The sequence below is a fragment of the Ensifer meliloti genome, assembly GCF_030064585.1.
Taxonomy (GTDB): Bacteria; Pseudomonadota; Alphaproteobacteria; order Rhizobiales; family Rhizobiaceae; genus Sinorhizobium; species Sinorhizobium meliloti.
In genome coordinates this window covers 324,455-349,807 of record NZ_CP120365.1, presented here as the reverse complement: position 1 = coordinate 349,807, position 25,353 = coordinate 324,455, and the positions used below count along the sequence as shown (strand labels likewise).

At 61.7% G+C, this 25,353-nt stretch carries 24 protein-coding genes and 1 pseudogene; 14 read left to right on the top strand and 11 right to left on the bottom strand.

Annotated elements, in window-relative coordinates; genetic code table 11:
* Positions 1-168 precede the first annotated feature (168 nt).
* From PZL22_RS08720 to coaD, 3 genes are read right to left on the bottom strand one after another with little or no spacing between them, the layout of a single operon-like run.
* Positions 169-678, bottom strand: a complete 510-nt coding sequence (locus tag PZL22_RS08720) for a peptidylprolyl isomerase (RefSeq protein WP_003529604.1) — start codon at positions 676-678, stop codon at positions 169-171.
* Between the two features lie 25 nt (positions 679-703).
* Positions 704-1,276: a peptidylprolyl isomerase gene (locus PZL22_RS08715; protein WP_127516859.1), complete on the bottom strand. Its 573-nt coding sequence runs from the start codon at positions 1,274-1,276 to the stop codon at positions 704-706.
* A 25-nt stretch (positions 1,277-1,301) separates the two neighbouring features.
* Complete coding sequence (gene coaD / locus PZL22_RS08710; RefSeq protein WP_003529599.1) at positions 1,302-1,793, bottom strand: pantetheine-phosphate adenylyltransferase; 492 nt, start codon at positions 1,791-1,793, stop codon at positions 1,302-1,304.
* Positions 1,794-2,018: 225 nt separating this feature from the next.
* Here coaD and PZL22_RS08705 point away from each other — a divergent pair, with 225 nt between their 5' ends.
* The 3 genes and pseudogenes from PZL22_RS08705 to PZL22_RS08695 all read left to right on the top strand — a co-directional run.
* On the top strand, positions 2,019-2,150 hold the full coding sequence (locus PZL22_RS08705) for a hypothetical protein (RefSeq protein ID WP_003529597.1): 132 nt from the start codon (positions 2,019-2,021) through the stop codon (positions 2,148-2,150).
* Between the two features lie 371 nt (positions 2,151-2,521).
* A complete protein-coding gene (locus tag PZL22_RS08700) occupies positions 2,522-2,704 on the top strand; it encodes a ribonuclease HepT family protein (RefSeq protein WP_003529595.1) in 183 nt (60 codons plus the stop codon).
* A pseudogene (locus PZL22_RS08695) lies at positions 2,698-2,766 on the top strand (HepT-like ribonuclease domain-containing protein); the annotation flags it as partial. The gene PZL22_RS08700 and the pseudogene PZL22_RS08695, both read left to right, overlap by 7 nt.
* 153 nt (positions 2,767-2,919) lie before the next feature.
* On the opposite strand, the gene PZL22_RS08690 reads toward PZL22_RS08695, so the two are convergent.
* The 3 genes from PZL22_RS08690 to ypfJ form a co-directional block, all read right to left on the bottom strand.
* Positions 2,920-4,323 (bottom strand): MATE family efflux transporter, encoded by a 1,404-nt coding sequence (locus PZL22_RS08690; protein WP_003529593.1) that lies wholly within the window; start codon positions 4,321-4,323, stop codon positions 2,920-2,922.
* A gap of 178 nt (positions 4,324-4,501) precedes the next feature.
* Positions 4,502-5,746 (bottom strand): TCR/Tet family MFS transporter, encoded by a 1,245-nt coding sequence (locus PZL22_RS08685; protein WP_003529591.1) that lies wholly within the window; start codon positions 5,744-5,746, stop codon positions 4,502-4,504.
* A 338-nt stretch (positions 5,747-6,084) separates the two neighbouring features.
* The gene (gene ypfJ / locus PZL22_RS08680) at positions 6,085-7,020 is read right to left on the bottom strand and encodes a KPN_02809 family neutral zinc metallopeptidase (protein WP_003529582.1); all 936 of its coding nucleotides are present in this window, start codon (positions 7,018-7,020) and stop codon (positions 6,085-6,087) included.
* Between the two features lie 213 nt (positions 7,021-7,233).
* On the opposite strand from ypfJ, the gene PZL22_RS08675 reads away from it, so the two are divergent.
* The 3 genes from PZL22_RS08675 (at position 7,234) to PZL22_RS08665 (ending at position 12,401) form a co-directional block, all read left to right on the top strand.
* Positions 7,234-8,277, top strand: a complete 1,044-nt coding sequence (locus tag PZL22_RS08675) for a zinc-dependent alcohol dehydrogenase family protein (RefSeq protein WP_003529581.1) — start codon at positions 7,234-7,236, stop codon at positions 8,275-8,277.
* Positions 8,278-8,479: 202 nt separating this feature from the next.
* A complete protein-coding gene (carB, locus tag PZL22_RS08670; protein ID WP_003529580.1) occupies positions 8,480-11,971 on the top strand; it encodes a carbamoyl-phosphate synthase large subunit in 3,492 nt (1,163 codons plus the stop codon).
* Positions 11,972-12,053: 82 nt separating this feature from the next.
* Complete coding sequence (locus tag PZL22_RS08665) at positions 12,054-12,401, top strand: DUF6894 family protein (protein ID WP_033048661.1); 348 nt, start codon at positions 12,054-12,056, stop codon at positions 12,399-12,401.
* Between the two features lie 3 nt (positions 12,402-12,404).
* Here PZL22_RS08665 and PZL22_RS08660 read toward each other — a convergent pair whose 3' ends face one another.
* Complete coding sequence (locus tag PZL22_RS08660; RefSeq protein ID WP_003529578.1) at positions 12,405-13,847, bottom strand: MFS transporter; 1,443 nt, start codon at positions 13,845-13,847, stop codon at positions 12,405-12,407.
* A gap of 319 nt (positions 13,848-14,166) precedes the next feature.
* Here PZL22_RS08660 and greA point away from each other — a divergent pair, with 319 nt between their 5' ends.
* Together greA and PZL22_RS08650 are read left to right on the top strand one after the other, a co-directional pair.
* Positions 14,167-14,643 carry a transcription elongation factor GreA gene (gene greA / locus PZL22_RS08655; protein ID WP_003529568.1) on the top strand — a complete coding sequence of 159 codons (477 nt, stop codon included), beginning with the start codon at positions 14,167-14,169 and terminating at the stop codon, positions 14,641-14,643.
* An 83-nt stretch (positions 14,644-14,726) separates the two neighbouring features.
* Entirely contained in the window at positions 14,727-15,782 is a 1,056-nt protein-coding gene (locus tag PZL22_RS08650; RefSeq protein WP_003529564.1) for a glycosyltransferase family 4 protein, read from the top strand.
* Positions 15,783-15,788: 6 nt separating this feature from the next.
* Here PZL22_RS08650 and PZL22_RS08645 read toward each other — a convergent pair whose 3' ends face one another.
* The 4 genes from PZL22_RS08645 to PZL22_RS08630 form a co-directional block, all read right to left on the bottom strand.
* Entirely contained in the window at positions 15,789-16,811 is a 1,023-nt protein-coding gene (locus PZL22_RS08645; protein ID WP_003529562.1) for a glycosyltransferase, read from the bottom strand.
* Positions 16,808-17,839, bottom strand: a complete 1,032-nt coding sequence (locus tag PZL22_RS08640) for a glycosyltransferase (protein WP_003529560.1) — start codon at positions 17,837-17,839, stop codon at positions 16,808-16,810. Before PZL22_RS08640 ends, PZL22_RS08645 begins: the two co-directional genes overlap by 4 nt.
* Positions 17,840-17,857: 18 nt before the next feature.
* Positions 17,858-18,670, bottom strand: a complete 813-nt coding sequence (locus PZL22_RS08635) for a glycosyltransferase family 2 protein (protein ID WP_080573387.1) — start codon at positions 18,668-18,670, stop codon at positions 17,858-17,860.
* A gap of 121 nt (positions 18,671-18,791) precedes the next feature.
* Positions 18,792-19,262, bottom strand: coding sequence for an Lrp/AsnC family transcriptional regulator (locus PZL22_RS08630; RefSeq protein WP_003529557.1), 471 nt, complete (start codon positions 19,260-19,262; stop codon positions 18,792-18,794).
* Positions 19,263-19,693: 431 nt separating this feature from the next.
* Here PZL22_RS08630 and trxB point away from each other — a divergent pair, with 431 nt between their 5' ends.
* The 6 genes from trxB to PZL22_RS08600 all read left to right on the top strand — a co-directional run bounded on the left by trxB (position 19,694) and on the right by PZL22_RS08600 (position 25,344).
* Positions 19,694-20,668, top strand: coding sequence for a thioredoxin-disulfide reductase (gene trxB / locus PZL22_RS08625; RefSeq protein WP_003529556.1), 975 nt, complete (start codon positions 19,694-19,696; stop codon positions 20,666-20,668).
* Positions 20,669-20,786: 118 nt separating this feature from the next.
* Entirely contained in the window at positions 20,787-21,683 is an 897-nt protein-coding gene (locus PZL22_RS08620; protein ID WP_003529555.1) for a LysR family transcriptional regulator VtlR, read from the top strand.
* Between the two features lie 652 nt (positions 21,684-22,335).
* On the top strand, positions 22,336-22,626 hold the full coding sequence (locus tag PZL22_RS08615; RefSeq protein ID WP_284718589.1) for an ArsR/SmtB family transcription factor: 291 nt from the start codon (positions 22,336-22,338) through the stop codon (positions 22,624-22,626).
* A gap of 48 nt (positions 22,627-22,674) precedes the next feature.
* Positions 22,675-23,796 carry an alkene reductase gene (locus PZL22_RS08610; protein ID WP_003529552.1) on the top strand — a complete coding sequence of 374 codons (1,122 nt, stop codon included), beginning with the start codon at positions 22,675-22,677 and terminating at the stop codon, positions 23,794-23,796.
* A gap of 72 nt (positions 23,797-23,868) precedes the next feature.
* Positions 23,869-24,663 carry an aminoglycoside phosphotransferase family protein gene (locus PZL22_RS08605; protein WP_003529551.1) on the top strand — a complete coding sequence of 265 codons (795 nt, stop codon included), beginning with the start codon at positions 23,869-23,871 and terminating at the stop codon, positions 24,661-24,663.
* A gap of 171 nt (positions 24,664-24,834) precedes the next feature.
* Positions 24,835-25,344 carry a GNAT family N-acetyltransferase gene (locus PZL22_RS08600; protein ID WP_003529550.1) on the top strand — a complete coding sequence of 170 codons (510 nt, stop codon included), beginning with the start codon at positions 24,835-24,837 and terminating at the stop codon, positions 25,342-25,344.
* Positions 25,345-25,353 lie beyond the last annotated feature (9 nt).

Here is a 25,353-nt window from a genome sequence, read left to right as displayed (position 1 = left end):
TCAATTAAAAGCAAACCCGCCCCGGCGGCTCGCGCGATCGGGGCGGGCAGGTCAGTGCGCTACAGCGCCGCGCGTCTGACAAGACGCGCAAAGGCCGTAGCACTTCGAACCGCTGCATGTTCCGTCCTTGGATCGGGGACGATCCAAGGAAACATGCAGTAGCCCAGATCAGGCGTCGGCGGCAACCCGCATCGAAACGATGGTATCCGGATCGCGGACCGGTTCGCCGCGCTTGATGTTGTCGATATTCTCCATTCCTTCGACGACCTGGCCCCAGACAGAATACTGCTTGTTGAGCCAGGGAGCATCGGTGAAGCAGATGAAGAACTGGGAATTGGCCGAGTTCGGCATCTGGCTGCGCGCCATGGAGCACGTTCCGCGCACGTGTGAAACATCGGAGAATTCGGCTTTCAGGTCCGGCTTGGAGGAGCCGCCCATGCCCGCACGGGACGGGTTAAACTGCTCGCCGCCGGTCTTGCCGTATTGCACGTCGCCGGTCTGGGCCATGAAATCCTCGATCACGCGGTGAAAGACCACCCCGTCATAGGCGCCTTCACGCGTCAGCTCCTTGATGCGGGCGACATGGCCCGGAGCCACATCCGGCCGCAGCTCGATCACCACCCTGCCCTTTGTGGTTTCCATGATGATCGTGTTTTCCGGATCCTTGATCTCGGCCATGATTCTTCTCCTTCTGTTTTCAGTCTTACCTGCCGACCTTAACGCTGATCATGCGGTCTGGATCGGCGACGGCACCATTATTGGCGTCATCGCCGAGCTTAATCTTGTCGACATTCTCCATGCCTTCGACGACCTTGCCGACGACCGTGTATTGGCCGTTGAGGAAGTCACCGGGCGCGAGCATGATGAAGAACTGCGAGTTGGCGCTGTCGGGATCCTGCGCGCGGGCCATTCCGACGGTGCCGCGCTCGAAGGGAACGTCGGAGAACTCGGCCGGAAGGTTGGGCTTGGACGAGCCGCCGGTTCCGGCGCGGTCGCTCTGGAAACCGTCCTTCATGTCGCCGAATTCGACGTCGCCGGTCTGGGCCATGAAGCCCTTGATGACACGATGAAAGGCGACATTGTCATATTCGCCTGCCGCGGCCAGTTCCTTGATCTGCTGGACGTGCTTCGGGGCGATATCCGGGCGCAACTCGATGACGACGGGGCCGTCCTCGAGCTGAACCGTCAGGATATTTTCGCCGGACTGCGCCAGCGCACCTCCCGTGAAGGCGGCGAGCGCCAAGGCTCCGGCAACAGCGAATTGGAGAATCTTCATTGGGACTCCTTGCGTGATGTAAAGCTTATTTGCGCTTCGCCTGCAGCGCCTGGTGAACCGCCCCAGGGACGAAAGCGCTGACGTCACCGCCCATAGCCGCGATCTGCCGAACCAATGTGGCCGTAATGGGCCGGGAGGCGGTACCTGCCGGCAGGAACAGGGTCTGAATGTCAGGGGCCATCTGCCGGTTCATGCCCGCCATCTGCATCTCGTAGTCGAGGTCCGTTCCATCGCGGAGCCCCCGGACCAGCAGCCTTGCGCCGTGCTCGCGGGCGGCATCCACCACCAGGTTGTCGAAAGAGACGACGGATATGTCGGCTGCCCTCTCCGGCAACGTCTCCTCAAGCGCGGCCCGGATGAGATCCGCCCTTTCGTCGAAGGAGAAAAGCGGTGCCTTGCCGGGATGAACGCCAATCGCGACGATGACTTTGGCTGCGACGTTCAATGCCTGCACGAGTACATCGAGATGCCCGTTGGTGATCGGATCGAAGGAGCCGGGATAGAAAGCCGTGGTCATCGCGCCTGTTTCCGTTTGGTGACGCCTTTTGTCACGGACGGCCGCGGACCGCAAGGGTTGTACGATCCTTGCGCCCTGTTCCCCGGGAAACAGCGGCGGCAAAAGGCTGAATGCTAGATGAATGCAACGTTCAAGAGGGTTTCACACTGCAAGCCGTAACGTGAACCCAAGTTAACGGGAACTTTTTTGAGTACATGCCGTTTAAACCGACGAAAGGAGACGGCCATGGGACTTGCTCTATTTTCGATGGCGATGTTCTTCGCGATGGTCGTTGCGACGATCCATGCGCTGCGAGACGAGGACCGTGACCGCGCGACCGTACTGTTGCCGCTGGCCGATAGACGCAGGCGGAAATGACGAGTGCGAGTGTCGTCGCTTGCCCCAGCTGAATCCAATGCCTCCAGGAAACTTCTCGCCGGAAGTTTCACAAGCGATCCCATTCTTCCCCTGATGCGATCGCTTCTACAAGCCGGACGGTCTCCCCTGCCCGTCCGGCTTTTTCTTTGCGCAGCTGCATATAGAACAGAAAGCTCCAGCAACACGCCGATGCCGTTCAGAGCATGGGCGCGCCTTGTATCTTTTCGGTTCGACGGCTCGCGATGAGGCCCGTGCGGTATCAAGCAGTTCCTTGAGGAGAAGCTTTCCATAGAGGTGGATGTCACTACTCGAAACAGCCTTCGTCCGATGCTCCGCACCGATATCGAGAAATCCGCGGTCCGCGTTTTCTAATGGCCAAGCGCAAGGTTGGGCCGGTTCTCGCCGAAATCCTGGAAGCCATCCACGGCATCGAGACTCATGCCGCCGGAAAGTCGCTGGGCGACTTTGAACGGGACTGGCTGTTGCGCCTCGCCATTCAGCGCGCTTTGGAAATCATCTCGAAGCAACCCGCCACGTTCCAGACGAACTGCTGACGATCGCGCCGGATGTTCCATGGAAGCAGATTCGCGGCATCGGCAACATCCTGCGCCACGAATACCATCGGATTGCCGACGACGTTATATGGGTGGTCGTCACCGAACACATTACCCCGCTTGGGGTTGCTGTTGCAGCATATCGGCGACGAGCCACAGGCGTGAGCGACCAGACGTCTCGCCAAACACCACCGCAACACGTTTCCAGCAATCTGCTAAGAAGCGGCCGGCGCCGCGCTCACCCTACGGAGCAGACGGAAGAAGCGCCAATTGAGCAGCAAGGCCGCAGACGCGAGCCCCAGGACAAAACCGAACCAGACGCCGACGCCGCCGAAACCCAGCGGAAAGGCAAAAGCCCAGGCGCAGAAGAAGCCGATCGGCCAATAGGCTATCATCGCCAGGATCATAGGTATGGTCGTGTCCTTGAGGCCGCGCAGCATGCCGGCGGCGATGGCCTGGAGGCCGTCGACGAGCTGGAAGGCGCCCGCGATGACGATCAGCGGTCCTGCAAAGGCGAGAACCTCGGCTGCATCGGGCCGCCTCGTATCGAGGTAGAGGCCCGCAAGCTCATGCGGGAACAGAGCGAAGATGGTGCTGCCGACGGCAGCAAAGCCGACGCCGAGCGTCAGCACGGCAATTGCGGCACGCTTCACGCCTACCATGTCGCCGCTGCCATAGGCCAATCCAATGCGCACCGTTCCGGCCTGCGCCAGGCCGAGCGGGATCATGAAGGCAATCGATGCGAACTGGAGTGCTATGCCATGGGCAGCCAGTTCGATGGTTCCGATCGTGCCCATGAGCAGCGAAGCCACGGTAAACAGGCTGACTTCCGCGAGAATCGTCACCGAGATCGGAATGCCGAGATAGACCACCTCTCCGAAAGCCAGCCAATCCGGCCGCCAGAAGCGGACGAACAGCTCGAAGCGATGCAGTTCCGGTTGCCGGCGGATATAGCCGATCGTCAGCGCCGCACCGAGCAGCGCCACGCCGAGAGCGGCGACGGCCGCGCCGAAGATGCCCAGCTCCGGAAAACCGAAATGGCCGAAAATAAGGACATAGCAAAGCGCGGCGTTCAGAACCAATGTCACGAGCGTCACGTAGAGGATCACCCCTGCCCGCTCGAGCCCGCTCAAAAATGCCCTGAGGACCATGAAAATGAGGCTGGGGAAGATCGCCCACTGGGCGATATGCAGATATTCTCCCGCAAGCGCCGCGACCTCGGGTTTCTGTCCGGCAAAAAGCAGGATCGGCTCGGCCATCCAGAGGACCGGCGCAGTCAGCACACCGTAAAGCAGCACCACCCACATGCCCATTCGTACCGAGCGCCGCACGGAGACCTGATCGCCCCGGCCCTGCGCCTGAGCGACCATGGGAACCACCGCATTGGCAAATCCGCTGCCGAAGATGAAGATCGTGAAGAAGACCTGTGTCGCGAGGATGATTGCCGCCAGCTGAGTGGCACCCAGCTGGCCGACCATGAGCACGTCCGTCGTATTGATCGCCAATTGGGCGAGCTGGGCGCCGATGAACGGCACGCCAAGATAGAGGCTCGCGCGAAAATGCGTGGGCCATGAATTGTCGCTCTGCGCAAGCACGAGGTCTTTGGTCGCGGTCAGCATGAGGAATCCTGGCTCTGCACCGGCAATGGGCAAAGGGAAAAATGAAGAAGAGAGAACGAATTAGAGCACCACCAGGGCTTGCGCCAGCGGTAAAGGCCGAACTGCTCAATTTTTCATCGATTGATCAAGAAAATTGATCAATCTGCAGGCATGGAAGCAACGGACCGCTAAGCCTCCGTCACACTCGCACGGCACCGCGGACGGCGCCTCGGCCGGCGCCGACCTTGGCAAGGAAGATCACTAGCGCGGCGACGATCAAGCAGCCTGCCAGGGCATAGGGAGCGCCGGCAAAGCTATGGGCGGCTGCAGGGTCGGTGAAAAAGGCGAAAATCTGCGTGAACATCAGAGGTCCGAGGATCGTCGTAATGCTCGATATGCTGGTGAGCGCACCTTGCAGCTCGCCCTGTGCCGACGGCGGGACATGGACGGAGGCTATGCTGCGGAGCGGTGGGTCGGCTAGGCTTTCGAGCGCGGTCGCGACGATCACCGCGTAGACCATCCACCCCTCCCAGGCGGCCGCATAGCCCGCCATCCCGAGGGCCGTGAAGGTGAGCCCGAGTGCCGCCGTACGCCTTTCTCCCAGTGCCGGCACGACACGGGGGAGCACCAGCGCCATCACGATTGCGCCGGCGACGCCGAAGATCCCCAGCGAAAGCCCGATCTGCCCTTCGCTCCACCCGTAGCGATAGGAGCCGACGAAGGACCAGACGGCCGGGTAGACGGCGTGAGCCAGCCAGTAGAGGAAGAAGACGAGGCCTACCCAGCCGATGCCCGGGTAATGGCGCATCTGCTTGAGCGCGCCGAGCGGGTTTGCCCGGTGCCATTCGAAGCGCCGCCGGTTGGCCGGGGCGAGCGTCTCGGGCAGGAGAAAGACCCCCATGATGAAATTGAGGAATGAAAGCGCTGCCGCACCATAAAAGGGCACTCTCGGGCCCAATTCGCCGAGGAAACCTCCGATGACCGGGCCGAGCGCAAAACCGGTGCCGAAGGCAATGCCGATCAGCCCGAAGTTCTTGGCGCGGTTCTCATCGTCGCTGACATCGGCAATGTAGGCGGATGCCGTGCCGAAGCTCGCGCCGCTGATGCCGGCAAGGCTGCGCCCGATGAAGAGCATCCAATAGCTGGTCGCAAGCGCGCAGATCAGGTTGTCGAGCGCAAAGGTCAGCACGGACGCAAGCAGGACCGGCCGACGCCCGAATCGATCGCTCAGATTCCCGATAAGCGGTGCGAAGAGAAACTGCATCGCCGAGTAGACGAGCAACAGCCATCCACCGTCGACTGCGGCCTCGCCGATATCCGCGCCGGTCAGTTCCTCGAGATAGGTCGGCAACACCGGCACGATGATCGCGATGCCCATGATGTCGAGGAAGAGAATGAGGAAGACGAGGAACAGACCGCGTCTCACGAATTTCTTGTCGAGCATGAAGCTCTCTCCCCGCTTTCCGCCGGAGCGGAGACAGAACGTGAACGACGTTACCAGAATAGGTGTAACGGCTTGCCTGGTCCGAAACAATACGTGAACATGTCAAAGTTTCTGATCGTACCGATCGGTTGTACTTATAGCTCGCATTCGCCTCCGCGTCGCTCCGACTTCAGGAAGTCCACGAAGGCGCGCAAATGGCGCCGGGAGGTGCCGGCGACCCGCATGGTAGAGGAATGGTCCGGGAAAGCCGGTTCGGAAGCACAGCTCATGCACATGGACAGTGAGCGGCGGAAATGACGGAGAATCGCCGGACCGAGCAGCCCAGTCCGGCGATGTGATCAGACAGCGCCGGAGAAGGTGTCGCAATCCGACATCTTGCCACTGTCGAAGCCCCGCTGGAACCACCGCATCCGCTGCTCCGACGTGCCGTGATTGAAACTTTCCGGGACGACATAGCCCTGCATGCGCTTCTGCAATGTGTCGTCGCCGATCTGGGTCGCAGCGTTCAGCGCCTCCTCCAGATCGCCCCGTTCCAGGAGCCCCTTCTGCTCGGTGTATTTGCCCCAGATCCCGGCGAAGCAGTCCGCCTGCAGCTCGACCCGGACCGACATCTGGTTCGCCTCGGCCTCGCTCATGCGCTGCCGCATCTCATTGAATTTGGGCAATACGCCGATCAGGTTCTGGACGTGATGACCGACCTCATGCGCAAGCACATAGGCCTGGGCGAAATCGCCGGAAGCTTCGAATTTCTGGGCCAGCTCGTCGAAGAAACTCATATCGAGATAGACCTTGCGGTCGCCGGGGCAATAGAAGGGACCCGAGGCGGAAGAGGCAAAGCCGCAGGCCGAACGGACCGAGCCGTTGAACAGCACCAGCCTCGGTTCCTCATATTGCTCGCCGCTCGCCTGGAAGATGCCGTTCCAGGTGTCTTCCGTTTCGGCAAGAACCGTGGCCATGAATGCCTTCATCTCTTCTTCCTCGGCCGTGCCCTGCGGCGCCCCCGACCCGTCGCTCTGCTCGAAGCCCGGCATGTTCGCCGGACCACCGCCTTCGAGCACCTGAAGCATGTCGATGCCCATTGCCTTCAGGACGAAATAGAGAATCACGAGGAAGATGAGCGTGCCAAAGCTCATGCCCCCGCCGGCGCGACGCATTCCGCCGCCGCCACCGGGCAGGCGGAATCCACCGCCACGGCCGAAAGGGCTGCCTCCCCGGGGGCCGGCCCCGCGCTGATCCTCGATGTTTCCGGACTGGCGGCGGCCCTTCCATTCCATGATCTGTCCTCCAGAAGGCGTCGCCTCTACTTTAGCGCGCTGAGTGATTTTATAAGCCGGGGCGGCGATCCTTGTAAAACGCAATCGCCGCCACCCGGTTGCATCCGGCGCATCGTTTTGTCGAGCGGAGCTGCCGGCCCAAAGGGCAAGGCGGCAGGATTGACGCTCGCCCCGTGTTCGGCTCCAATGGAAAACAGGCGGCGGGAGGAACAGATGAAGGCAGTGCGTCTTGCGTCGGTCGGCAATATCTCCGTTCGGAACGTTGGGATTCCTGAGCCCGGGCCTGACGATCTGCTCGTCAAAGTGGAAGCCTGCGGCATCTGCGGGACCGATCGTCATCTCCTTCATGGAGAATTTCCGTCGACGCCGCCGGTCACGCTCGGCCACGAATTCTGCGGTATCGTCGTCGAGGCCGGGAGCGCCGTTCGAGATATCGCACCGGGTGCGAGGATCACCGGAGATCCCAACATCTCCTGCGGCTGCTGCCCGCAGTGCCAGGCGGGCCGGGTCAATCTCTGCCGGAACCTGCGCGCGATCGGCATCCATCGCGACGGCGGCTTCGCCGAATACGTCCTGGTGCCGCGGAAGCAGGCCTTCGAAATTCCGCTTACTCTCGATCCCGTGCACGGCGCTTTCTGCGAGCCTCTCGCCTGCTGCCTGCACGGTGTCGATCTTTCGGGAATCAAAGCGGGGTCGACGGTGGCGATCCTGGGCGGCGGCGTGATCGGCCTGCTGACGGTGCAACTCGCAAGGCTCGCCGGCGCCACGACGGTCATTCTCTCGACACGCCAGGCAACGAAGCGTCGCCTGGCCGAGGAAGTCGGCGCCACCGCAACGGTCGACCCGTCGGCCGGCGACGTGGTCGAGGCGATCGCGGGTCCGGCGGGTCTCGTCCCCGGAGGTGTCGATGTCGTCATCGAGTGCGCCGGAGTCGCGGAAACGGTGAAGCAGTCGACGCGCCTCGCCAAAGCGGGCGGTACGGTCGTGATCCTCGGCGTGCTGCCGCAAGGAGAAAAGGTCGAAATCGAACCGTTCGACATTCTCTTCCGCGAGCTCCGCGTGCTTGGTTCCTTTATCAATCCCTTCGTCCACCGCCGCGCGGCCGACCTGGTTGCGACAGGCGCGATCGAGATCGACCGGTTGATTTCACGGCGCATATCGCTCGATGAAGCACCTGATGTCATTTCAAATCCCGCCGCTGCCGGCGAGGTGAAGGTATTGGTGATCCCGTCCGCCGAGCGGGTGGCGCAGCAGTAGTGTTTCTATCGGAGAACCGTAGGTTCGAGAGGCGGAACAAATATCTTTGCTTTCTTGTCGATTCCCGAATTTTCGGGGTTCCGCTGGCGAAAACATTTGCCTATAAGCCGCTTCTAGCCTGAAAAGACCATCAATGCGCGACCCGGCCGGTGACCTCCCAACCTGGCCGGTTTTTCGCGCAGCTAGAAACGGATGATTGCCCATGCCGAAGCGCCAAGACATCAAATCGATCCTCATCATCGGCGCGGGGCCGATCGTCATCGGTCAGGCATGCGAATTCGACTACTCCGGCACCCAGGCGTGCAAGGCGTTGAAGGAGGAAGGCTACCGCGTCATCCTGGTCAACTCCAACCCGGCGACGATAATGACCGATCCGGGTCTGGCGGACGCGACCTATGTCGAACCGATCACGCCAGAGGTCGTCGCCAAGATCATCGCCAAGGAACGCCCCGACGCGCTGCTGCCGACCATGGGCGGACAGACGGCGCTCAACACGGCCCTGTCGCTGCGCCGCATGGGCGTGCTCGACCGCTACAATGTCGAGATGATCGGTGCGAAGCCCGAGGCGATCGACAAGGCGGAAGACCGCGCCCTGTTCCGCGAGGCCATGGCGCATATCGGCCTCGAGACGCCCAAGTCGCGTCTGGCGAACGCCACGGACATCAAGGACCACGACCGCAAGTCGCACGAGGCGGAGCGCTCAGCGCTCAAGGCGAAGCTTTCCGGTGACGAACTCGACAAGGCGCTGGACGAACTCGAAAACCAGTGGAACCTCGGCGAAGGCGATCGCAAGCAGCGCTATGTGAACCACGCCATGGCGATCGCCGCACAGGCGCTCGACGATGTCGGCCTCCCCGCGATCATCCGGCCGTCCTTCACGCTTGGCGGCACCGGGGGCGGCATCGCCTATAACCGTTCGGAGTTCTTCGAGATCGTCGGCAGCGGTCTCGACGCGTCGCCGACGACGGAAGTCCTGATCGAGGAATCGGTCCTCGGCTGGAAGGAATATGAGATGGAGGTCGTCCGCGACAAGGCGGACAACTGCATCATCATCTGCTCGATCGAGAACATCGATCCGATGGGCGTCCACACGGGCGATTCGATCACCGTTGCGCCGGCACTGACCTTGACCGACAAGGAATATCAGATCATGCGCAACGCCTCGATCGCGGTGCTGCGCGAGATCGGCGTCGAAACGGGCGGCTCGAACGTCCAGTTCGCCGTCAATCCCGAGAATGGCCGCCTCGTCGTCATCGAGATGAACCCGCGCGTCTCGCGCTCCTCCGCACTCGCATCGAAGGCCACCGGCTTCCCGATTGCCAAGATCGCCGCCAAGCTCGCAGTCGGCTATACGCTCGACGAACTCGAAAACGATATCACCGGCGGCGCGACGCCTGCATCCTTCGAGCCTTCGATCGACTACGTCGTCACCAAGATCCCGCGCTTCGCCTTCGAGAAATTCCCGGGAGCCGAGCCGACGCTCACGACCGCAATGAAGTCGGTGGGCGAAGTCATGGCGATCGGCCGGACCTTCGCCGAATCGCTGCAGAAGGCGCTGCGCGGCCTCGAGACCGGACTGACCGGACTCGACGAGATCGAGGTGCCTGATTTCGACGACAATGGCGACGGCCGCAATGCCATCCGCGCCGCCCTCGGCACGCCGACGCCGGACCGCCTGCGCATGGTCGCACAGGCGCTGCGTCTCGGCATGAGCGAAGCCGAAGTGCATGAAGCCTGCAAGATCGACCCCTGGTTCATTGCCCAGTTCAAGGCGATCGTCGACATGGAGGCGCGCATCCGCGAGCACGGCCTGCCCGCCGACGCCGAGAACCTGCGCATGCTGAAGGCAATGGGCTTCTCCGACGCCCGGCTTGCGACACTTACCGGCAAGCGTCCGAAAGAGGTGGCCGAGCTCCGCAACGCACTGAACGTGCGCCCCGTCTACAAGCGCATCGACACCTGCGCGGCCGAGTTCGCATCGCCGACCGCTTACATGTATTCGACCTATGAGACGCCTTTCGTCGGTGCCGCCCGGTCGGAGGCGCAGGTTTCCGACCGGAAAAAGGTCGTCATCCTCGGCGGCGGCCCGAACCGGATCGGCCAGGGCATCGAATTCGACTACTGCTGCTGCCATGCCGCCTTCGCACTGAAGGACGCCGGCTACGAAGCGATCATGATCAACTGCAACCCGGAGACGGTTTCGACCGACTACGACACCTCCGACCGGCTCTATTTTGAGCCCCTGACGGCAGAGGACGTGATCGAGATCATGCGTGCCGAACAGGAAAACGGCACGTTGCACGGCGTCATTGTCCAGTTCGGCGGCCAGACTCCGCTGAAGCTTGCCGAAGCGCTGGAAAAGAACGGCATCCCGATCCTCGGCACCGCGCCGGACGCGATCGATCTCGCCGAGGACCGTGATCGCTTCCAGAAGCTCCTGATGAAGCTCGACCTCAACCAGCCGAATAACGGCATTGCCTACTCCGTCGAGCAGGCCCGCCTCGTTGCCGGCGAAATCGGCTTCCCGCTGGTCGTGCGCCCGTCCTATGTTCTCGGCGGCCGCGCCATGCAGATCATCCATTCGGAAAGCATGCTGCAGAGCTATTTGCTCGACACCGTTCCGGGGCTCGTTCCTGAAGATATCAAGCAGCGCTATCCGAACGACAAGACCGGCCAGATCAACACCTTGCTCGGCAAGAACCCGCTCCTCTTCGACAGCTACCTGACGAATGCGATCGAAGTGGACGTCGATTGCCTTTGTGACGGCAAGGATGTCTTCGTTTCGGGCATCATGGAGCATATCGAGGAGGCCGGCATCCACTCGGGCGACTCCGCCTGCTCGCTGCCGGTGCATTCGCTCGGCAAGGACATGGTCGACGAACTGGAGCGTCAGACGGGGGCGCTCGCCAGAGCGCTGAACGTCGGCGGCCTGATGAACGTGCAGTTCGCCATCAAGGACGGCACCATCTATGTGCTCGAAGTAAACCCGCGCGCCTCACGCACCGTTCCCTTTGTCGCCAAGACGATCGGCGCGCCGATCGCCAAGATCGCCGCCCGCGTCATGGCCGGCGAAATGCTCGACGAGGCGATCGCCGCCTATGGCAAGAAGCCGGATCCGCGCAACCTGAAACATATCGCCGTCAAGGAGGCCGTCTTCCCCTTCGCCCGCTTCCCGGGCGTCGATACGCTGCTCGGCCCGGAAATGCGTTCGACCGGCGAGGTCATCGGGCTCGACACCGATTATGCGCTGGCCTTTGCCAAGTCGCAGCTCGGCGCCGGCGTCGACCTGCCGCGCGACGGAACGGTCTTCGTCTCGGTTCGCGACGAGGACAAGGAACGGGTGCTGCCCGCGATCCGCATCCTCGCCGATATCGGCTTCAAGGTCATGGCGACCGGCGGCACGGCGCGCTTCCTCGGCGAGCAGGGCATCGTTGCAACCAAGATCAACAAGGTCCTGGAAGGACGGCCCCATGTCGAGGACGCCATCCGCAACCGGCAGGTCCAGCTCGTGATCAACACGACCGACGGCAACAAGGCGATCTCCGACTCGAAGTCGCTTCGCCGCGCGACGCTGATGCAGAAGGTGCCCTACTACACCACGATGGCCGGTGCCGAGGCCGCGGCACTCGCCATCAAGGCACTGAAGGCGGGCAACCTCGAAGTGCGTCCGCTGCAGAGCTACTTCGAAACCTGACCATTGCGGATTTACGCTTGTGAACGCAGCCTGAATGTCCGATTCAGGCTGCGTTCCATTGCGGCATGGTTCCATGTCCAACATGCGGAAACGGATCACCCGTGACGCGCATGGTTGGGGCAACGACATGCAGCTATATTTCTTCGATCTCCATTGGGACGACGATTGTTTCACCGATGACGAGGGTATCCTTCACTTCGATGAGGGATCGGCGCTCTATTACGCCCAGCGTATCGCCGACAGGATCGGCCGCGACGCGGATTATGGTACCCTGAAGGTCAGGATACGCTCGCAGACAGGCGCGCTCCTCGCAACCGTCACCCCCTCGCTGGGCCGCGTCGCCGAACAGGATGCCCTGCTCGGCCGCCGCCGCCCCGGCCTTTTCCCGCATCCGTTCAAAGCCGGTCGTGAGCCTGCTGCGGCTCGGTGAACGCTACTGGATGGTTGCCCTCCCTTCGCATCGCGCCAGCCGCAGGGTCCTGATCCCGAAGACGAGCGACGCGGCGGCGAGAACGCAGCCGAGCGCGAAAACACCCAGCATTGCGGCCGAAATCACCCGGGCGCTGACACCTTCGTCGAATCCTCCGGCGTTGGCGACCGCTCCGAAAACGGCCGCGCCGATCGCGTAGCCGGCTGATTGCAGCGTCGGCAGCAGCGCCGAGGTCTTGTCGCGTTCCTCGATGGACGAGACGTTCATCAGCAGCTGGCTCAGCGTTCCCCAGCAAAGGCCGAATCCGGCTCCGATAGCGCTCTGGCTGACGAAGACAAGGCCGTATTCGCCGGAGGCGACGGCGAGCGTCAAGCCGCCGAGGCCGAGGCAAAGGAACAGCGGCCCGGTCCAGACCAGCCGCACGCGCGTCTCGTGAGAGCGCAGGCTCGCGACGATGATTGCCGTCAGGCTCCAGGATATCGCCATCAAGGCGTTTGAAAAGCCCGCGGCGGTCGGGCCGAAACCCCAAAGATGTTGCAGCGCGTAGACGAGATAGACGGAGCCCGAGGCTTGTGCCAGAGGCATCAGCAGCACGACCCAAAGCCCTGTTCCGAGCGGGCGATCGAACGAAAACGCGCCGAATGGGAGGATGGACTGCGGCGATCGGCGGTCGAAGTGAACGGTCGCGACGAAGACCGCAAGTGCCGCCGCCAGCAGCGCCGACATGCTGTAGCCGTCGGCAGCCGTATTCGAGAGCGAGATCAGCATTATGCCGAAGCCGAACGCCACCAGCCGCAGCAAGGGAACCGATCCGGCCGCCCTTGGACTTTGCTTTGGTTGATGAAGGATCGCGACGACGAGCGCTATGAAGATTGCGGCTGCCGGTATGTTGACGAAGAAGGCGGCGCGCCAAGACCAATATTCCGTGAGCAGGCCGGATATGAGCGGCCCGCCGAAGGCGGCGGCAGCCCATACGATCGCTTCTGCGCCGAAGATCTTGGGCACCAGCCGCTGCGGAAAGAGCTCCGGTATCAGTGCGTAGCACAGGGCGGCAATGATACCCTCCCCAAATCCCTGGAGCACCCTCCCGGCCAGAACCTGCGGCATGCTGCTCGCCATCGTCGCGATGGCCGTGCCCGTTGCGAAGACGAGCGCGGCAACGATCAGCGTGTTGCGCGCGCCGAACCGGACCTTCAGGCTTGCCGCCAAGGCGCCACCAACGATGGCGAAAACGAGGTAAAGCGTGAAGGCCCAGGACAACAGGGCGGCTCCGCCAAACTCCGCGACGGCCGTCGGCAGTGCCGTCGAGACGAAGAACTCGTTGAAGGCAAAAAGCGCGACGCCCAGGCACAGCGTCACGGTTGCGGCGAGGTGGCGCGGGCGCAGGAGCTCGCTCCAGCTCCCCTCCTCCAGGTCGACCTCCGTCTGCGGCGCCGGATCGGCCACTTGTGATGCCTCTTCGACTAAACTCATGATTCGGCCCCGTGTAATTGGTATGGAGCCGGCACTGATACGACCTCAATCGCGGTTGAGGTAAAGAGGCTTTACTGCAGAATTTCACCTTTACCCCAACCCGCCGGAAGCCGCGGATCGATATGAAGCGCCGCGCGAGGATCGCGAAAAATCTGGCTTTCGGACTTCCGATTCTGTTATAAGATCGGTTCGGTTTGTTAGGACGGTTCCGGTGCTTGCGCTCCGGAGGCCGTTTTCTTTTGCGCTGGCGCCGCCGAAAGGCGGCGCCGCGTGCTTGATGAAGGATGATGAAATGGTCGACAAGGTGCCCATGACCCAGGGTGGATTCGTCAATCTGCAGGAGGAGCTGCGCTGGCGCCAGCAGGAAGAACGGCCGCGCATCATCGAAGCGATCGCCGAGGCCCGCGCCCATGGCGACTTGTCGGAGAACGCCGAATATCATGCGGCAAAGGAAGCGCAGAGCCATAACGAGGGAAGAATTTCCGAACTCGAAGACCTGATCGCGCGCGCCGAAGTCATCGATCTTTCGAAAATGTCCGGATCGAAGATCAAGTTCGGCGCAAGGGTGAAGCTCGTCGACGAGGATACGGAAGAAGAAAAGACCTATCAGATCGTCGGCGATCAGGAGGCCGACGTCAAACAGGGACGCATTTCCATCTCCTCTCCGATCGCCCGCGCGCTGATCGGCAAGGAAGTCGGCGATTCGATCGAAGTCAATGCACCCGGCGGATCCAAGGCGTATGAGATTCTCGCCGTTCAATGGGGCTGACCTGCCTTTCGGGGCGCGCGCGCGGTCCCGCGCCGCCCCTCCTCCCTTGAATTGATTGTCGCAGGCGCAAGGAGAGCGCACAGGTGGTCGATATCCGCGACGTCGAAGTGATCGCGCCCAATTTCAAGCAGCGTCTGTCCGGCGTTACCTCGACAATCATCCAGCTGGTGCCTGTGCAGCGTGCCCTTGGACAGAAGATCGCGGTTCTCGGACCAGGCCTTCCCAAGAGCCTTCCGTCGGTTCGCTTTCGCGATCTCATTCATCTCTGGAAGAGGCCCGAAGGCCGGCCCTGTCGCGTTTGGCACGCGCGTCGAAACGTCGAAATGCTCCCGGCCATCCTTCTGCGCGACCTGCTGCGCATGAAGATCCGGATCGTCTTTACCTCCGCTTCGCAACGCCGGCATACCGGATGGAGCAAGTTCCTCATCCGCCGGATGGACGCGGTTATCGCCACCAGCGGCAGGACGGCCGCCTATCTCGATGTACCGAACACCGTCATCCTGCATGGGATCGACACCAAGCGCTTTCAGCCACCCTTCGACAAGACGGAGGCGAAGAAGGCGCTCGGCCTCGATCCCGCGAAGAAATTCGTCGGATGCTTCGGGCGCGTACGCCATCAGAAAGGGACCGACCTCTTCGTCGACAGCATGATCGCCCTCCTGCCCTGCCGCCCGGACTGGGGAGCTATCGTTGCCGGGCGGGCCACCGGCCCTCACCTCGCCTTCGAGTCGGAACTGAAGGAGCGCGTCGCCAAGGCCGGCCTCGCCGACCGTATCCTGTTCGTAGGCGAACACACGAATATTCCCGACTGGTACCGCGCTCTCGATCTCTTTGTCGCCCCGCAACGCTGGGAAGGCTTCGGCCTGACGCCGCTCGAAGCAATGGCGACCGGGGTCCCCGTCGTGGCAACCGATGTCGGCGCGTTTTCGGAACTGGTAACCGGCGGCTCCGAGGAGACGGGCCTCATCATTGCGGCCGACGATCTCAAGGCGATGGTCGATGCGGCAGCCGCCTTCATGGATGACCGGCCGCGGCTTGCCGCCGCAAGCGCCAATGGTCTGGCACGGACCTCCAAAAACTTCGCCATCGAGCAGGAAGCCCGCGCGATCGCAGCGGTTTACGAAAGCCTGATGCATTGATCTTGGCTACGGCTTCGAGGCAAACAGCTGCAGATAGGCGTCAGTGATCGCTTCTCTGGAAAACTGCCCGACAAGCGTCTCGTGTCCGCGCTCGGCCAGGCGCGTTCTTAGGGAATTGTCGGCCACGATCTGCTCGATGGCGCGGGCGAAACCCTCGGCATCGCCGATATCGACCATCAGACCGTTTTCGCCGTCGCGCATGAACCATTGCGGCCCTTCGGAACGGGTCGATACGACCGGCGTACCCTGGGCCCAGGACTCGAGGATGACGTTGCCGAGCGGCTCGTGGCTGGACGACATCACAAAGACATCGGCCGCAGCCAGGAAAGGTCTCGTGTCGTCCTGCCAGCCGGCAAAGCGAACGCGGCCGGAAACGCCGAGGTCCGTCGCGAGTTTGTGCAGATTGTCACGCTCCTCTCCATCGCCAAGCAGCCAAAGATAGACCCCCGGCAGTCTGGCGACCGCTTCGATCAGCGTATGAAACCCTTTCCGCTCGACGAAGCGGCCCATGGACATCACGACGGGCGCATCGGCGGGCGTATCGAGCTTTGCGCGGTCAACCGCCACGACACGCCCGGTCCCGGTGAAATTGGAGATGACCCTTATCTCCCGTTTCCAGCCCAGGTCGCTGACGCGCTCGGCAATGCCCGGCGTGTTGCACACGATGCAGTCGGTGTTTCTGAAATAGCTCAGGCGGGTCGGATAATCGCCAAGGCGCGAGATCTTGAATGCGCCTTTGTAGTTCGGCATCAGTTCGCTTGCCCGGGGCGCCCAAGCCATCAGGACATCCGGCTTCTCGCGCCGGGCCATGTGCTTCACCTTCAACGGGAGCAGGATTCGATCGAGCGAGAGGTTGCGAAAATGGCTTTCCCGGATCTTCGCGGCGCCTTCGATGTCTCGCCGCCAGCCGCGCCCGGGGCGGATGATCGCCGTCTGCTCGACGCCGCGTTCCGCAAGCGCATTGACCAGGTGTACGAAGAAGCGCTCGGCGCCGCCGTCCTTGCCGAAGTGAAAGTGAGTGACTTTCATCGCTTTGCGACACCTCTGTCGAACAGGTCGAGATAAGCGTCGGTGATCGCTTTTTCGGAGAAGCGCGTGCGCAAGGTTTCGCTGCCGCCGGCGCTCAGCCTCTCGCGAAGCGCCGGATCGTCGCGCAGCCGGCGAATGGCCTCCGCAAGACCCACGTCATCGCCGCAATCGACCATGAGAGCGTCGCTCTCATGCGTCATCACCCAGGATGGCCCCTCAGCGCGAGAGGCTATCGTGGGCTTTCCGGCGCCCCAGCCTTCGAAGCAGACATTGCCGAGAGGCTCGTGCGACGAGTTGATGACGAAGGCGTCGCCGGCGGACAGAAAACCATAGGCGTTCGTCTGCCATCCGGTGAAGCGTACGCGATCACGAAGCCCGAGTTCGCCGGTCAGCTGCTCGAGCTGCTCTCGTTCCGGGCCATCTCCGACAAGCCAGAGATAGGTGTTCTCCACCTCCTTCACGGCGCGGATGAGCCCTGCGAAACCCTTACGCTTGACGAAGCGGCCCATGCCGACCACGACGAAGGCGTCCGCCGGCGTCTGCAGGTCGGCCCGCGCTACGGGCGGTGCAGGCCTTGCGCGGGTGAAGTTCGCAATCACCTCGATGTCGCGCTTCCAGCCAAGCTCACGAACCTTGGCGGCCATATCCGGTGTGATGCAGACGAGCGTCTCGACATTGGTATAGTAGCCGAGATGTTCGGGATAATCCCCCAGCCGGGAGATGCGAAATGCCTTGGCATGAGCCGGCATGAAGCGGCTCGCCCGCAACTGCCAGGCCATTATGACGTCCGGTTCGAACTCGCGAAGGACCCGGTTCATCCGCCATTTCAGGAGGAAGCGAGAAAGCGAAATGCGCCGAAAAACCCCTTCATAGATCGTAGCACCGTTCTCCAGGTCCTTGCGCCAGCTGCGGCCCGGTCGGATCAGTGCCCGTTGTTCGACGCCCCTCTCGTGCAGCGCATTGACGAGATTGACGAAGAACCGCTCCGCACCGCCCTCCGTGCCGAAGTGAATATGCATGACCTTCATGCCGAACCCCTTGATCGATCAGTGCGAAAGCGCATCATCCACATTCGGGCGCGCCTTCAGAGCGTGCCGCTGGTAGATCTTCGCCGCCGTCAGGAAGGCATAGACCGCCCCGGTCATGGCCTCGATGAAGCCCGACAGGCCGCAGCGCCAGAGACCGTTGCGGAAATAGAGCCTGAGAAAATAGATCGGCGGGGTGAAGATGAGCTTGTAAAAGCGCGGCCGTTTTCCGGACTCGACCTGCTGGTCCGCCTTCAGCGTCGAATATTTGTTTTCCTTCAGAATCTGCTCGTCCATGACCAGCGGGCGGAAATGAAGGAGACTGCCGGTCCGGGCATTGCCGACGCTTCCCTCGGGCACGATGCCTTCATGGACTTTCTGACTGAGGTCGTAACGTCCCTTGCCGCGCCGGATCAGCCGCAAGTTCCGGCGCTCGCGGACGTTTTCGGGGGTATAGCCATAGCCGATCAGATAGGGGCGACGCGCCACCCGCCAGCCGACGATCTCGTCCGATGCTGCGAGCAGTTCAGGCAGCAGTTCTCGCAGCGCCTTGTCCAATCTCTCGTCCGCGTCGATGTTGAAGCACCAGGGCTGGCTGCATTGCTCGAGCGCAAACTGCTTCTGCCCGGCATAGCCGCGCCACGGCTCGTACATGAAACGGATGGGCCAGCCCGCGTCGATATAGGATTGCACCAAAGCGGTGGTGCCGTCCGTCGACCCGGAATCGACGATCACGATTTCCGCGCAGCGCTCGAGGCTCTCGATGCACTTGCCGAGATAGGCCTCCTCATTCAAGCAGATGATGAAGGCTGAAAGGGGAAGCTTGGGGATCATATGGCCGTCCCGCGTCGCCGGAAGCGGCAGGGCTCCCTCGCTCTCGTCGTGGAAATTGTTCAATTCATTCGGTCCGCGAGGCGTTTGGTTGCGATGCGCGGCGGCCGGGCCGCCCTGCACATCAGATTTCTACCTGACATGCGTCCTTCACTTGACGGATCGTCAGCATCGTCCGCACCGTGTCGACATTCTCGGTGGCGGTCAGTTCTTCAATAACGAAATCCTGAAAGCTCGCAAGGTTTTCGGCCACGCACTGCAGCAGAAAGTCCGATTCCCCGGACACCATCCAGGCCTCGCGAACAAGCGGCCACGAGGCGGTGCGGGCGGCAAACGCCTTGAGATTGGCGTCGGACTGGTGCTTGAGGCCGACCATGCAGAAGGCGACGAGGTCGTATCCCAGCGCGGACGCATTCAGAAGCGCACGATAGCCTCTGATGACGCCGGCCTCCTCGAGCTTGCGCACGCGGCGCAGGCACGGAGGAGCCGAGATCCCCACTCTCTCGGCCAGTTCCACATTCGTGATCCGGCCGTCGTCCTGCAGTTCGCGCAGTATCTTCATATCGATGGCATCGAGCTCGACGCGTACGACCATTGCCCAAATCCCCAATCCTGTCGGCCTTGCGGGGAAGGCCTTATTTTATCCGCCGATCAACTGCACGACAGGCCGAAACCGCAGCGCCGATCCGTCCGCACCAAGAGCCGCCTGGCGGCGGCCTTAACGGCGCTTCTCCGTGCTTGGGTAGCACGTAACCGAATGCCGATACGAGAGCGCTTGCAGTTGCATGCACAAAAACCTTGTGCGCCCGGGCGCTGGAGCGTCTTATGACGGTACTGCGGGTCAAACCGATGCAAATATGCCCGATCTGGTGTCAAAACGACGCTGACCACGCAACCACTTGTGTGTATCAGAGCGCGCGCCCTTGAAAGTGCGCGCCGTGAATACCTAAAGTAAGGCAATATTTGCATTATCGGATTGCACCGGAGGACGCTCCCGGCTCTCTCCGGCGGACGAAGGACAAAAGCATGACTGCGCGCCACACGAAAGTGCTGATTATCGGTTCCGGACCTGCCGGTTATACCGCTGCCATCTATACCGCGCGGGCCATGCTTTCGCCGGTCCTCATCGCCGGCATGGAACAGGGCGGCCAGCTGATGATCACCACGGATGTGGAGAATTATCCGGGCTATGCCGATCCGGTCCAGGGACCCTGGATGATGGAGCAGATGCTGAATCAGGCGATCCACGTCGGCACGGAAATCGTCAACGACCTCGTAACCGATGTCGACCTGTCCGTCCGCCCCTTCCGGATCAAGACGGATAGCGGCACGGATTGGACGGCGGACGCTTTGATCATCGCCACCGGCGCCAAAGCGAAATGGCTCGGCATCGAAACCGAGCCGACCTTCATGGGATTTGGCGTTTCCGCCTGTGCTACCTGCGACGGGTTCTTTTACCGCAACAAGGAAGTCATCGTCGTCGGCGGCGGCAACTCCGCCGTGGAGGAAGCGCTTTACCTCTCCAATCTGGCGAAGACCGTCACCGTCGTTCACCGCCGGGATGCTTTTCGTGCTGAAAAGATCCTGCAAGAGCGCCTTTTCGCAAAGCCGAACGTCAAGGTGATCTGGGACCACGAGGTTCTGGAATATCTCGGGACGCCTGCAAAGCCGCCGATGCCGGCCTCGGTCAACGGCGTGAAGCTTCGCAACACCAAGACCGGGGAAACATCCGACATGGCAATCGACGGTGTTTTCGTCGCGATCGGTCATGCGCCTGCGGTCGAACTCTTCAAGGGCAAACTTCGCCAGAAGCCGAACGGGTATCTCTGGACTGCGCCGGATTCCACCGCGACCGACGTCCCGGGCGTCTTCGCCGCCGGCGACGTGACCGACGACATCTATCGCCAGGCGGTTACCGCCGCCGGCATGGGTTGCATGGCTGCGCTCGAAGCGGAGAAATACCTTGCGGGTCATATGCCCGTCGCAATTGCAGCCGAATAGAAGCTGCTGAACAGGGCGCGCGCCGGGATCGGGGGCGCGGCTCTGAGTGGGAACATGCATCGGTCGTCTCCGGAGAAAAGTGGCAAGCTTCTCCGGCTGAGCCTTTATGGGGGATTCTATGTCGCTGGACTGGGACAAACTGCGCATTTTCCATGCGGCGGCCGAGGCTGGCTCGTTCACGCACGCGGCAGACAAACTCCACCTTTCGCAGTCGGCGATCAGCCGCCAGGTCAGTTCGCTCGAGCAGGACGTCGGCATCAAGCTCTTTCATCGGCACGCCCGCGGCTTGATCCTGACCGAACAGGGCGAAATGCTCTATCGCACGGCGCACGACGTGCTGATGAAGCTCGAAAGCGTCAAGGCCCAGCTTAGCGAGACGACGGACAAGCCGAGCGGCAAGTTGCGGATCACGACCACTGTCGGCCTCGGCCAGGGGTGGCTGACCGACAAGATCCAGGAATTCATGTCCTTGTATCCGGAAATCCAGGTACAGCTCATCCTCGACAACGAGGAACTGGACGTGAACATGCGCCATGCGGACTGCGCCATCAGGCTGCGGCAGCCGCAACAGTCGGATCTGATCCAGCGCAAGCTCTTCACGGTGCACATGCATGTCTATGCCGCGCCGTCCTACATCAACAAATATGGCGAGCCGCAGTCGCTTGACGATCTCGACAATCACCGGATCATCACCTTCGGCGAGCCCGCCCCCAACTATCTGCTCGACGTGAACTGGCTGGAGATTGCCGGACGCGATTCCGACAATCCGCGCATATCGCATCTGCAGATCAACAGCCAGACATCGATCAAGCGCGCCTGCCTGCTCGGCATCGGCATCGCCATGCTTCCGGACTATATCGTCGGTCGCGATCCCGGCCTCATTCAACTGCCGATAAGCGCCGATATCCCCTCTTTCGATACCTATTTCTGCTATCCGGACGAACTGAAGAACGCAGCGAAGCTGAAAGTCTTCCGCGATTACATCGTCGCTAAAGCGAGAAACTGGAACTTCTGACGATCCGTTCAATTGCCCGATTTGTGAGCAATTGCCAACGTCCTGCGTAAGCCTTTGTTATTCCTCGGCTCTTTTCAAGGGAAAGCGAAGCTCTTCGCAAACCGAATCCTTGTGCGCTGCAAAAATGAGCAGCGATGCGCAAACGGCATGGCTGTCATGCATATTAAATGATTGCCGATAGCCCAAAAAAGCAGCATACCACACTCAGCTGATGCATCTTTGGTGGCTTCTCCTCCCAGTGCCACCGCAGCAGCTGTTCCCCTCTGGAGGTTTTAATTACCTTCACAACTACAAGGGCCCAAGTTTTTCTTGTGGCCCTCTTTTTTTGCCTGGCGGAGCCCCACAGCCCTCAGTTGCGAAAATCTTGGGAACGGCTATTGAAAGCGGCTACGGCCCTACCCATATCTTTTTCAGCTGGTGCATCTAGCGGCTTTCTCCTCCCCAGCCGCTGCAGCAGCTGTTCCCCTCTGGAGGTTTGAAACCTTCACAACTGAAAGGGCCCAAGTTTCTTGTGGCCCTCTTTTTTTGTCCGCATTTTTGCCCGGCGTTTATGGCCACTTCCTTTGTAGCCCACAGCATTCACGACGTTGTGACTTCCCGTATCGAATTTTAGCGATATATATATCGAGAAAACTGAATACGCCGAAATACGATGGATAGAGACGAAATTCTGAAAGCACTGGCGCATCCGACGCGCATGGAGATCCTGACAAGGCTGAAGGAGCCGCAGGCGCATTTCTCCGGCCAGGAGCATCCGCTCGACATGGGCGTCTGCGCAGGGCAGTTCGAAAGATGCGGCCTTTCGCAGTCGACGGTTTCATCTCATCTCGCCGTGCTGCAGCGCGCCGGTCTGGTGACGACCCGCCGCGTCGGCCAATGGGTCTTCTACCGGCGCAATGAGGAGACCATCGCAGCTTTTCTGAAGACCATCGGCGATCTCTGATAACCCCCACTTCCTCCCAAGTCTCAACCGCAATGGAAAGGACAATCCATGGCCTCTCTCTTCGACCCGATCACGATCGGCGATATCAGCCTCAGCAACCGCGTGGTGATGGCACCTCTGACCCGGAACCGTTCACCCCAGGCAGTGCCCAATGATCTTAACGTCGCCTATTACGAGCAGCGCGCATCCGCCGGCCTGCTGATCACCGAAGGGACGGCAATCAGCCACCAGGGCCAGGGCTATGCCGACGTGCCCGGGCTTTACAAACCGGAGGCCCTCGCCGGCTGGCGCAAGGTCACGGAATCGGTCCACAAAGCCGGTGGCAAGATCGTCGTGCAGATGTGGCATGTCGGGCGGATATCCCACGACTCGCTCCAGCCGCAGGGCGGCAAACCGGTCGCCCCTTCGGCTATCCGCGCCAAATCGAAGACCTACCTCGTCAACCCCGATGGGACGGGCAGCTTTGCCGAAACCTCCGAACCGAGAGCGCTCGAACCGGCGGAGATCGCCGGCATCGTCGAGGATTACCGCAAGGCCTCTCGGGCCGCGATCGAAGCCGGATTCGACGGCGTCGAGATCCATGCTGCCAACGGCTATCTGATCGACCAGTTCCTGCGCTCCGGCTCCAATGAACGCACGGACGCCTATGGCGGCTCGATCGAGAACCGCGCCCGCTTTCTCTTCGAGGTGGTCGATGCCGTTACCAAGGAGATCGGCGCTGGCCGGGTCGGGATCCGCATCTCTCCCGTGACCCCCGCCAACGACGCCTTCGATCCGGACCCGCAGCCGCTCTTCACCTATGTCGTCGAAGGCCTCGCCCGATATCCGCTCGCCTATGTGCACGTCATCGAAGGCGCAACGGGCGGAGCGCGGGACCACCAGCAGGGCGATCGCCCCTTCGACTACACAAGCCTCCGTGCGGCCTACGCAGCGGCCGGCGGCAGGGCGGCCTGGATGACGAACAACGGATACGATCGCGGTATGGCGCTGAAGACGGTCGAGAGCGGCGAAGCCGATCTGGTTGCTTTCGGCAAACCCTTCATCGCCAATCCGGATCTCGTTCGTCGTTTGAGAGACAACGTGGCCCTGAATGCACCGGACCAGGCGACCTTCTATGGCGGTGGCGCCAAGGGTTACACGGATTATCCGTCGCTCGAAAACGTCGCCTGAAATCGATAAGGAGGAAGGAGCCCCGCCCAATGCGCGGGGCTCCTTGCGCAGCGAATCGATTATGCTGCCCCGATGTTCACGTCTTTCATCGATGAATGGTCTCTCGAGCCCGCGGGCGACCCGATCCTCACGAGGACGAGCCGGCTGCTGCCCGTTCGCTGGCGCGGCCTGCCGGCGATGCTCAAGGTGGCAGACGAGCCGGAAGAAAAGTCTGGCGGGCAGTTGATGCGATGGTGGGACGGTCACGGCGCCGCCCAGGTCTACGCCGCAGCCGATAGCGCCATCCTCCTCGAACGGTCGGAGAGCCGCCGTTCGCTTTTTCATATGGCGATGACCGGCAGCGACGACGACGCCACCCGGATCGCCTGCCGCGCCGTTGCCATGCTGCATGCAGCACGCCCCTCCCCGCCGGCGGGTCTCGCACCGCTCGAGCGCTGGTTCCAGGCGCTGGCCCCCGCAGCCCGCCTCCATGGCGGTATTCTCAGGACCTGCGCAGACGCTGCCCAACATCTCCTATCCACGCCCGATGTCCCGGTCGTCCTGCATGGAGACATTCACCATGGCAACATCCTCGACTTCGATGCCCGGGGCTGGCTGGCCATAGATCCCAAGGGCCTCTGTGGCGACCGCGGTTTCGATTACGCCAATCTCTTCTGCAATCCGGAGCTTCCCGTCGTAACCGCTCCGGGGCGCCTATACAGACAGCTTGCAATCGTCGCCCATGAGGCGCGGCTGGAGCCGAAGAGGCTCCTTCAGTGGGTCATCGCCTATGCCGGCCTGTCGGCGGCCTGGTTCCTTGGCGACGGAGAAAGCCCGGAAAGCACTTTAGCAGTGGCCGCGATTGCCGACGCGGAGCTGAGGGGTTAGAGCGGGATGAGGAAAAGTGTGTGCGGTTTTCCGCCCGCATCCCGCTCTAATTTTTTGGAATCGATCACGTTCATGTTTTTAGGTCGACCCGACCTAAAGACATCGTGATCTGGTGGACAAAAAGAGATTCGGCTGTTGAGCTGAAAAGTCCGCTGGACCCGGAGGAAGAGTATGGAGATCAGAGACGCCGCCGAAACCGATCTTCCGGCGATATGCGCGATCTACAATGACGCTGTGGCGAACACGACGGCGATCTGGAACGAGACCCTTGTCGACGTCGCCAATCGGAAGACCTGGTTGAAAGCACGCAATGCTGCCGGCTTCCCGGTGCTTGCCGCCCTTTCCCTTGACGGCGAGGTCGTCGGCTACGCCTCCTTTGGCGAGTGGCGCGCCTTCGACGGATACCGGCACACGGTCGAGCACTCGGTCTATGTGCGGGCGGACCAGCGCGGCGGCGGCATAGGCCGGGCGCTGATGCTCGAGCTCATCGACCGGGCCGAAGCACTTGGCAAGCACGTGATGATCGCGGGGATCGAGTCGGGAAACCTGCCGTCGATCCGTCTCCATGAGCAACTCGGTTTTCGCGAGATCGGCCATATGAAGGAGGTCGGCACGAAATTCGGCCGCTGGCTCGACCTCACCTTCATGCAACTGATCCTTCGCACCGGTTCTCCCGACTGAAAGCTTTGC

What these genes read in the sequence shown, in the direction of transcription:
- PZL22_RS08665 (WP_033048661.1), top strand. Translation starts at nt 12,054, where the DNA reads ATGCGGAAACGGATCACCCGTGACGCGCATGGTTGGGGCAACGACATG.
- PZL22_RS08690 (WP_003529593.1), bottom strand. Translation starts at nt 4,323, where the DNA reads ATGCTGACCGCGACCAAAGACCTCGTGCTTGCGCAGAGCGACAATTCA.
- PZL22_RS08720 (WP_003529604.1), bottom strand. Translation starts at nt 678, where the DNA reads ATGGCCGAGATCAAGGATCCGGAAAACACGATCATCATGGAAACCACA.
- greA (WP_003529568.1), top strand. Translation starts at nt 14,167, where the DNA reads ATGGTCGACAAGGTGCCCATGACCCAGGGTGGATTCGTCAATCTGCAG.
- PZL22_RS08630 (WP_003529557.1), bottom strand. Translation starts at nt 19,262, where the DNA reads ATGGTCGTACGCGTCGAGCTCGATGCCATCGATATGAAGATACTGCGC.
- PZL22_RS08675 (WP_003529581.1), top strand. Translation starts at nt 7,234, where the DNA reads ATGAAGGCAGTGCGTCTTGCGTCGGTCGGCAATATCTCCGTTCGGAAC.
- carB (WP_003529580.1), top strand. Translation starts at nt 8,480, where the DNA reads ATGCCGAAGCGCCAAGACATCAAATCGATCCTCATCATCGGCGCGGGG.
- coaD (WP_003529599.1), bottom strand. Translation starts at nt 1,793, where the DNA reads ATGACCACGGCTTTCTATCCCGGCTCCTTCGATCCGATCACCAACGGG.
- PZL22_RS08640 (WP_003529560.1), bottom strand. Translation starts at nt 17,839, where the DNA reads ATGAAGGTCATGCATATTCACTTCGGCACGGAGGGCGGTGCGGAGCGG.
- PZL22_RS08600 (WP_003529550.1), top strand. Translation starts at nt 24,835, where the DNA reads ATGGAGATCAGAGACGCCGCCGAAACCGATCTTCCGGCGATATGCGCG.
- PZL22_RS08635 (WP_080573387.1), bottom strand. Translation starts at nt 18,670, where the DNA reads ATGATCCCCAAGCTTCCCCTTTCAGCCTTCATCATCTGCTTGAATGAG.
- PZL22_RS08605 (WP_003529551.1), top strand. Translation starts at nt 23,869, where the DNA reads ATGTTCACGTCTTTCATCGATGAATGGTCTCTCGAGCCCGCGGGCGAC.
- ypfJ (WP_003529582.1), bottom strand. Translation starts at nt 7,020, where the DNA reads ATGGAATGGAAGGGCCGCCGCCAGTCCGGAAACATCGAGGATCAGCGC.
- PZL22_RS08645 (WP_003529562.1), bottom strand. Translation starts at nt 16,811, where the DNA reads ATGAAAGTCACTCACTTTCACTTCGGCAAGGACGGCGGCGCCGAGCGC.
- PZL22_RS08620 (WP_003529555.1), top strand. Translation starts at nt 20,787, where the DNA reads ATGTCGCTGGACTGGGACAAACTGCGCATTTTCCATGCGGCGGCCGAG.
- PZL22_RS08615 (WP_284718589.1), top strand. Translation starts at nt 22,336, where the DNA reads ATGGATAGAGACGAAATTCTGAAAGCACTGGCGCATCCGACGCGCATG.
- PZL22_RS08705 (WP_003529597.1), top strand. Translation starts at nt 2,019, where the DNA reads ATGGGACTTGCTCTATTTTCGATGGCGATGTTCTTCGCGATGGTCGTT.
- PZL22_RS08700 (WP_003529595.1), top strand. Translation starts at nt 2,522, where the DNA reads ATGGCCAAGCGCAAGGTTGGGCCGGTTCTCGCCGAAATCCTGGAAGCC.
- PZL22_RS08715 (WP_127516859.1), bottom strand. Translation starts at nt 1,276, where the DNA reads ATGAAGATTCTCCAATTCGCTGTTGCCGGAGCCTTGGCGCTCGCCGCC.
- trxB (WP_003529556.1), top strand. Translation starts at nt 19,694, where the DNA reads ATGACTGCGCGCCACACGAAAGTGCTGATTATCGGTTCCGGACCTGCC.
- PZL22_RS08685 (WP_003529591.1), bottom strand. Translation starts at nt 5,746, where the DNA reads ATGCTCGACAAGAAATTCGTGAGACGCGGTCTGTTCCTCGTCTTCCTC.
- PZL22_RS08610 (WP_003529552.1), top strand. Translation starts at nt 22,675, where the DNA reads ATGGCCTCTCTCTTCGACCCGATCACGATCGGCGATATCAGCCTCAGC.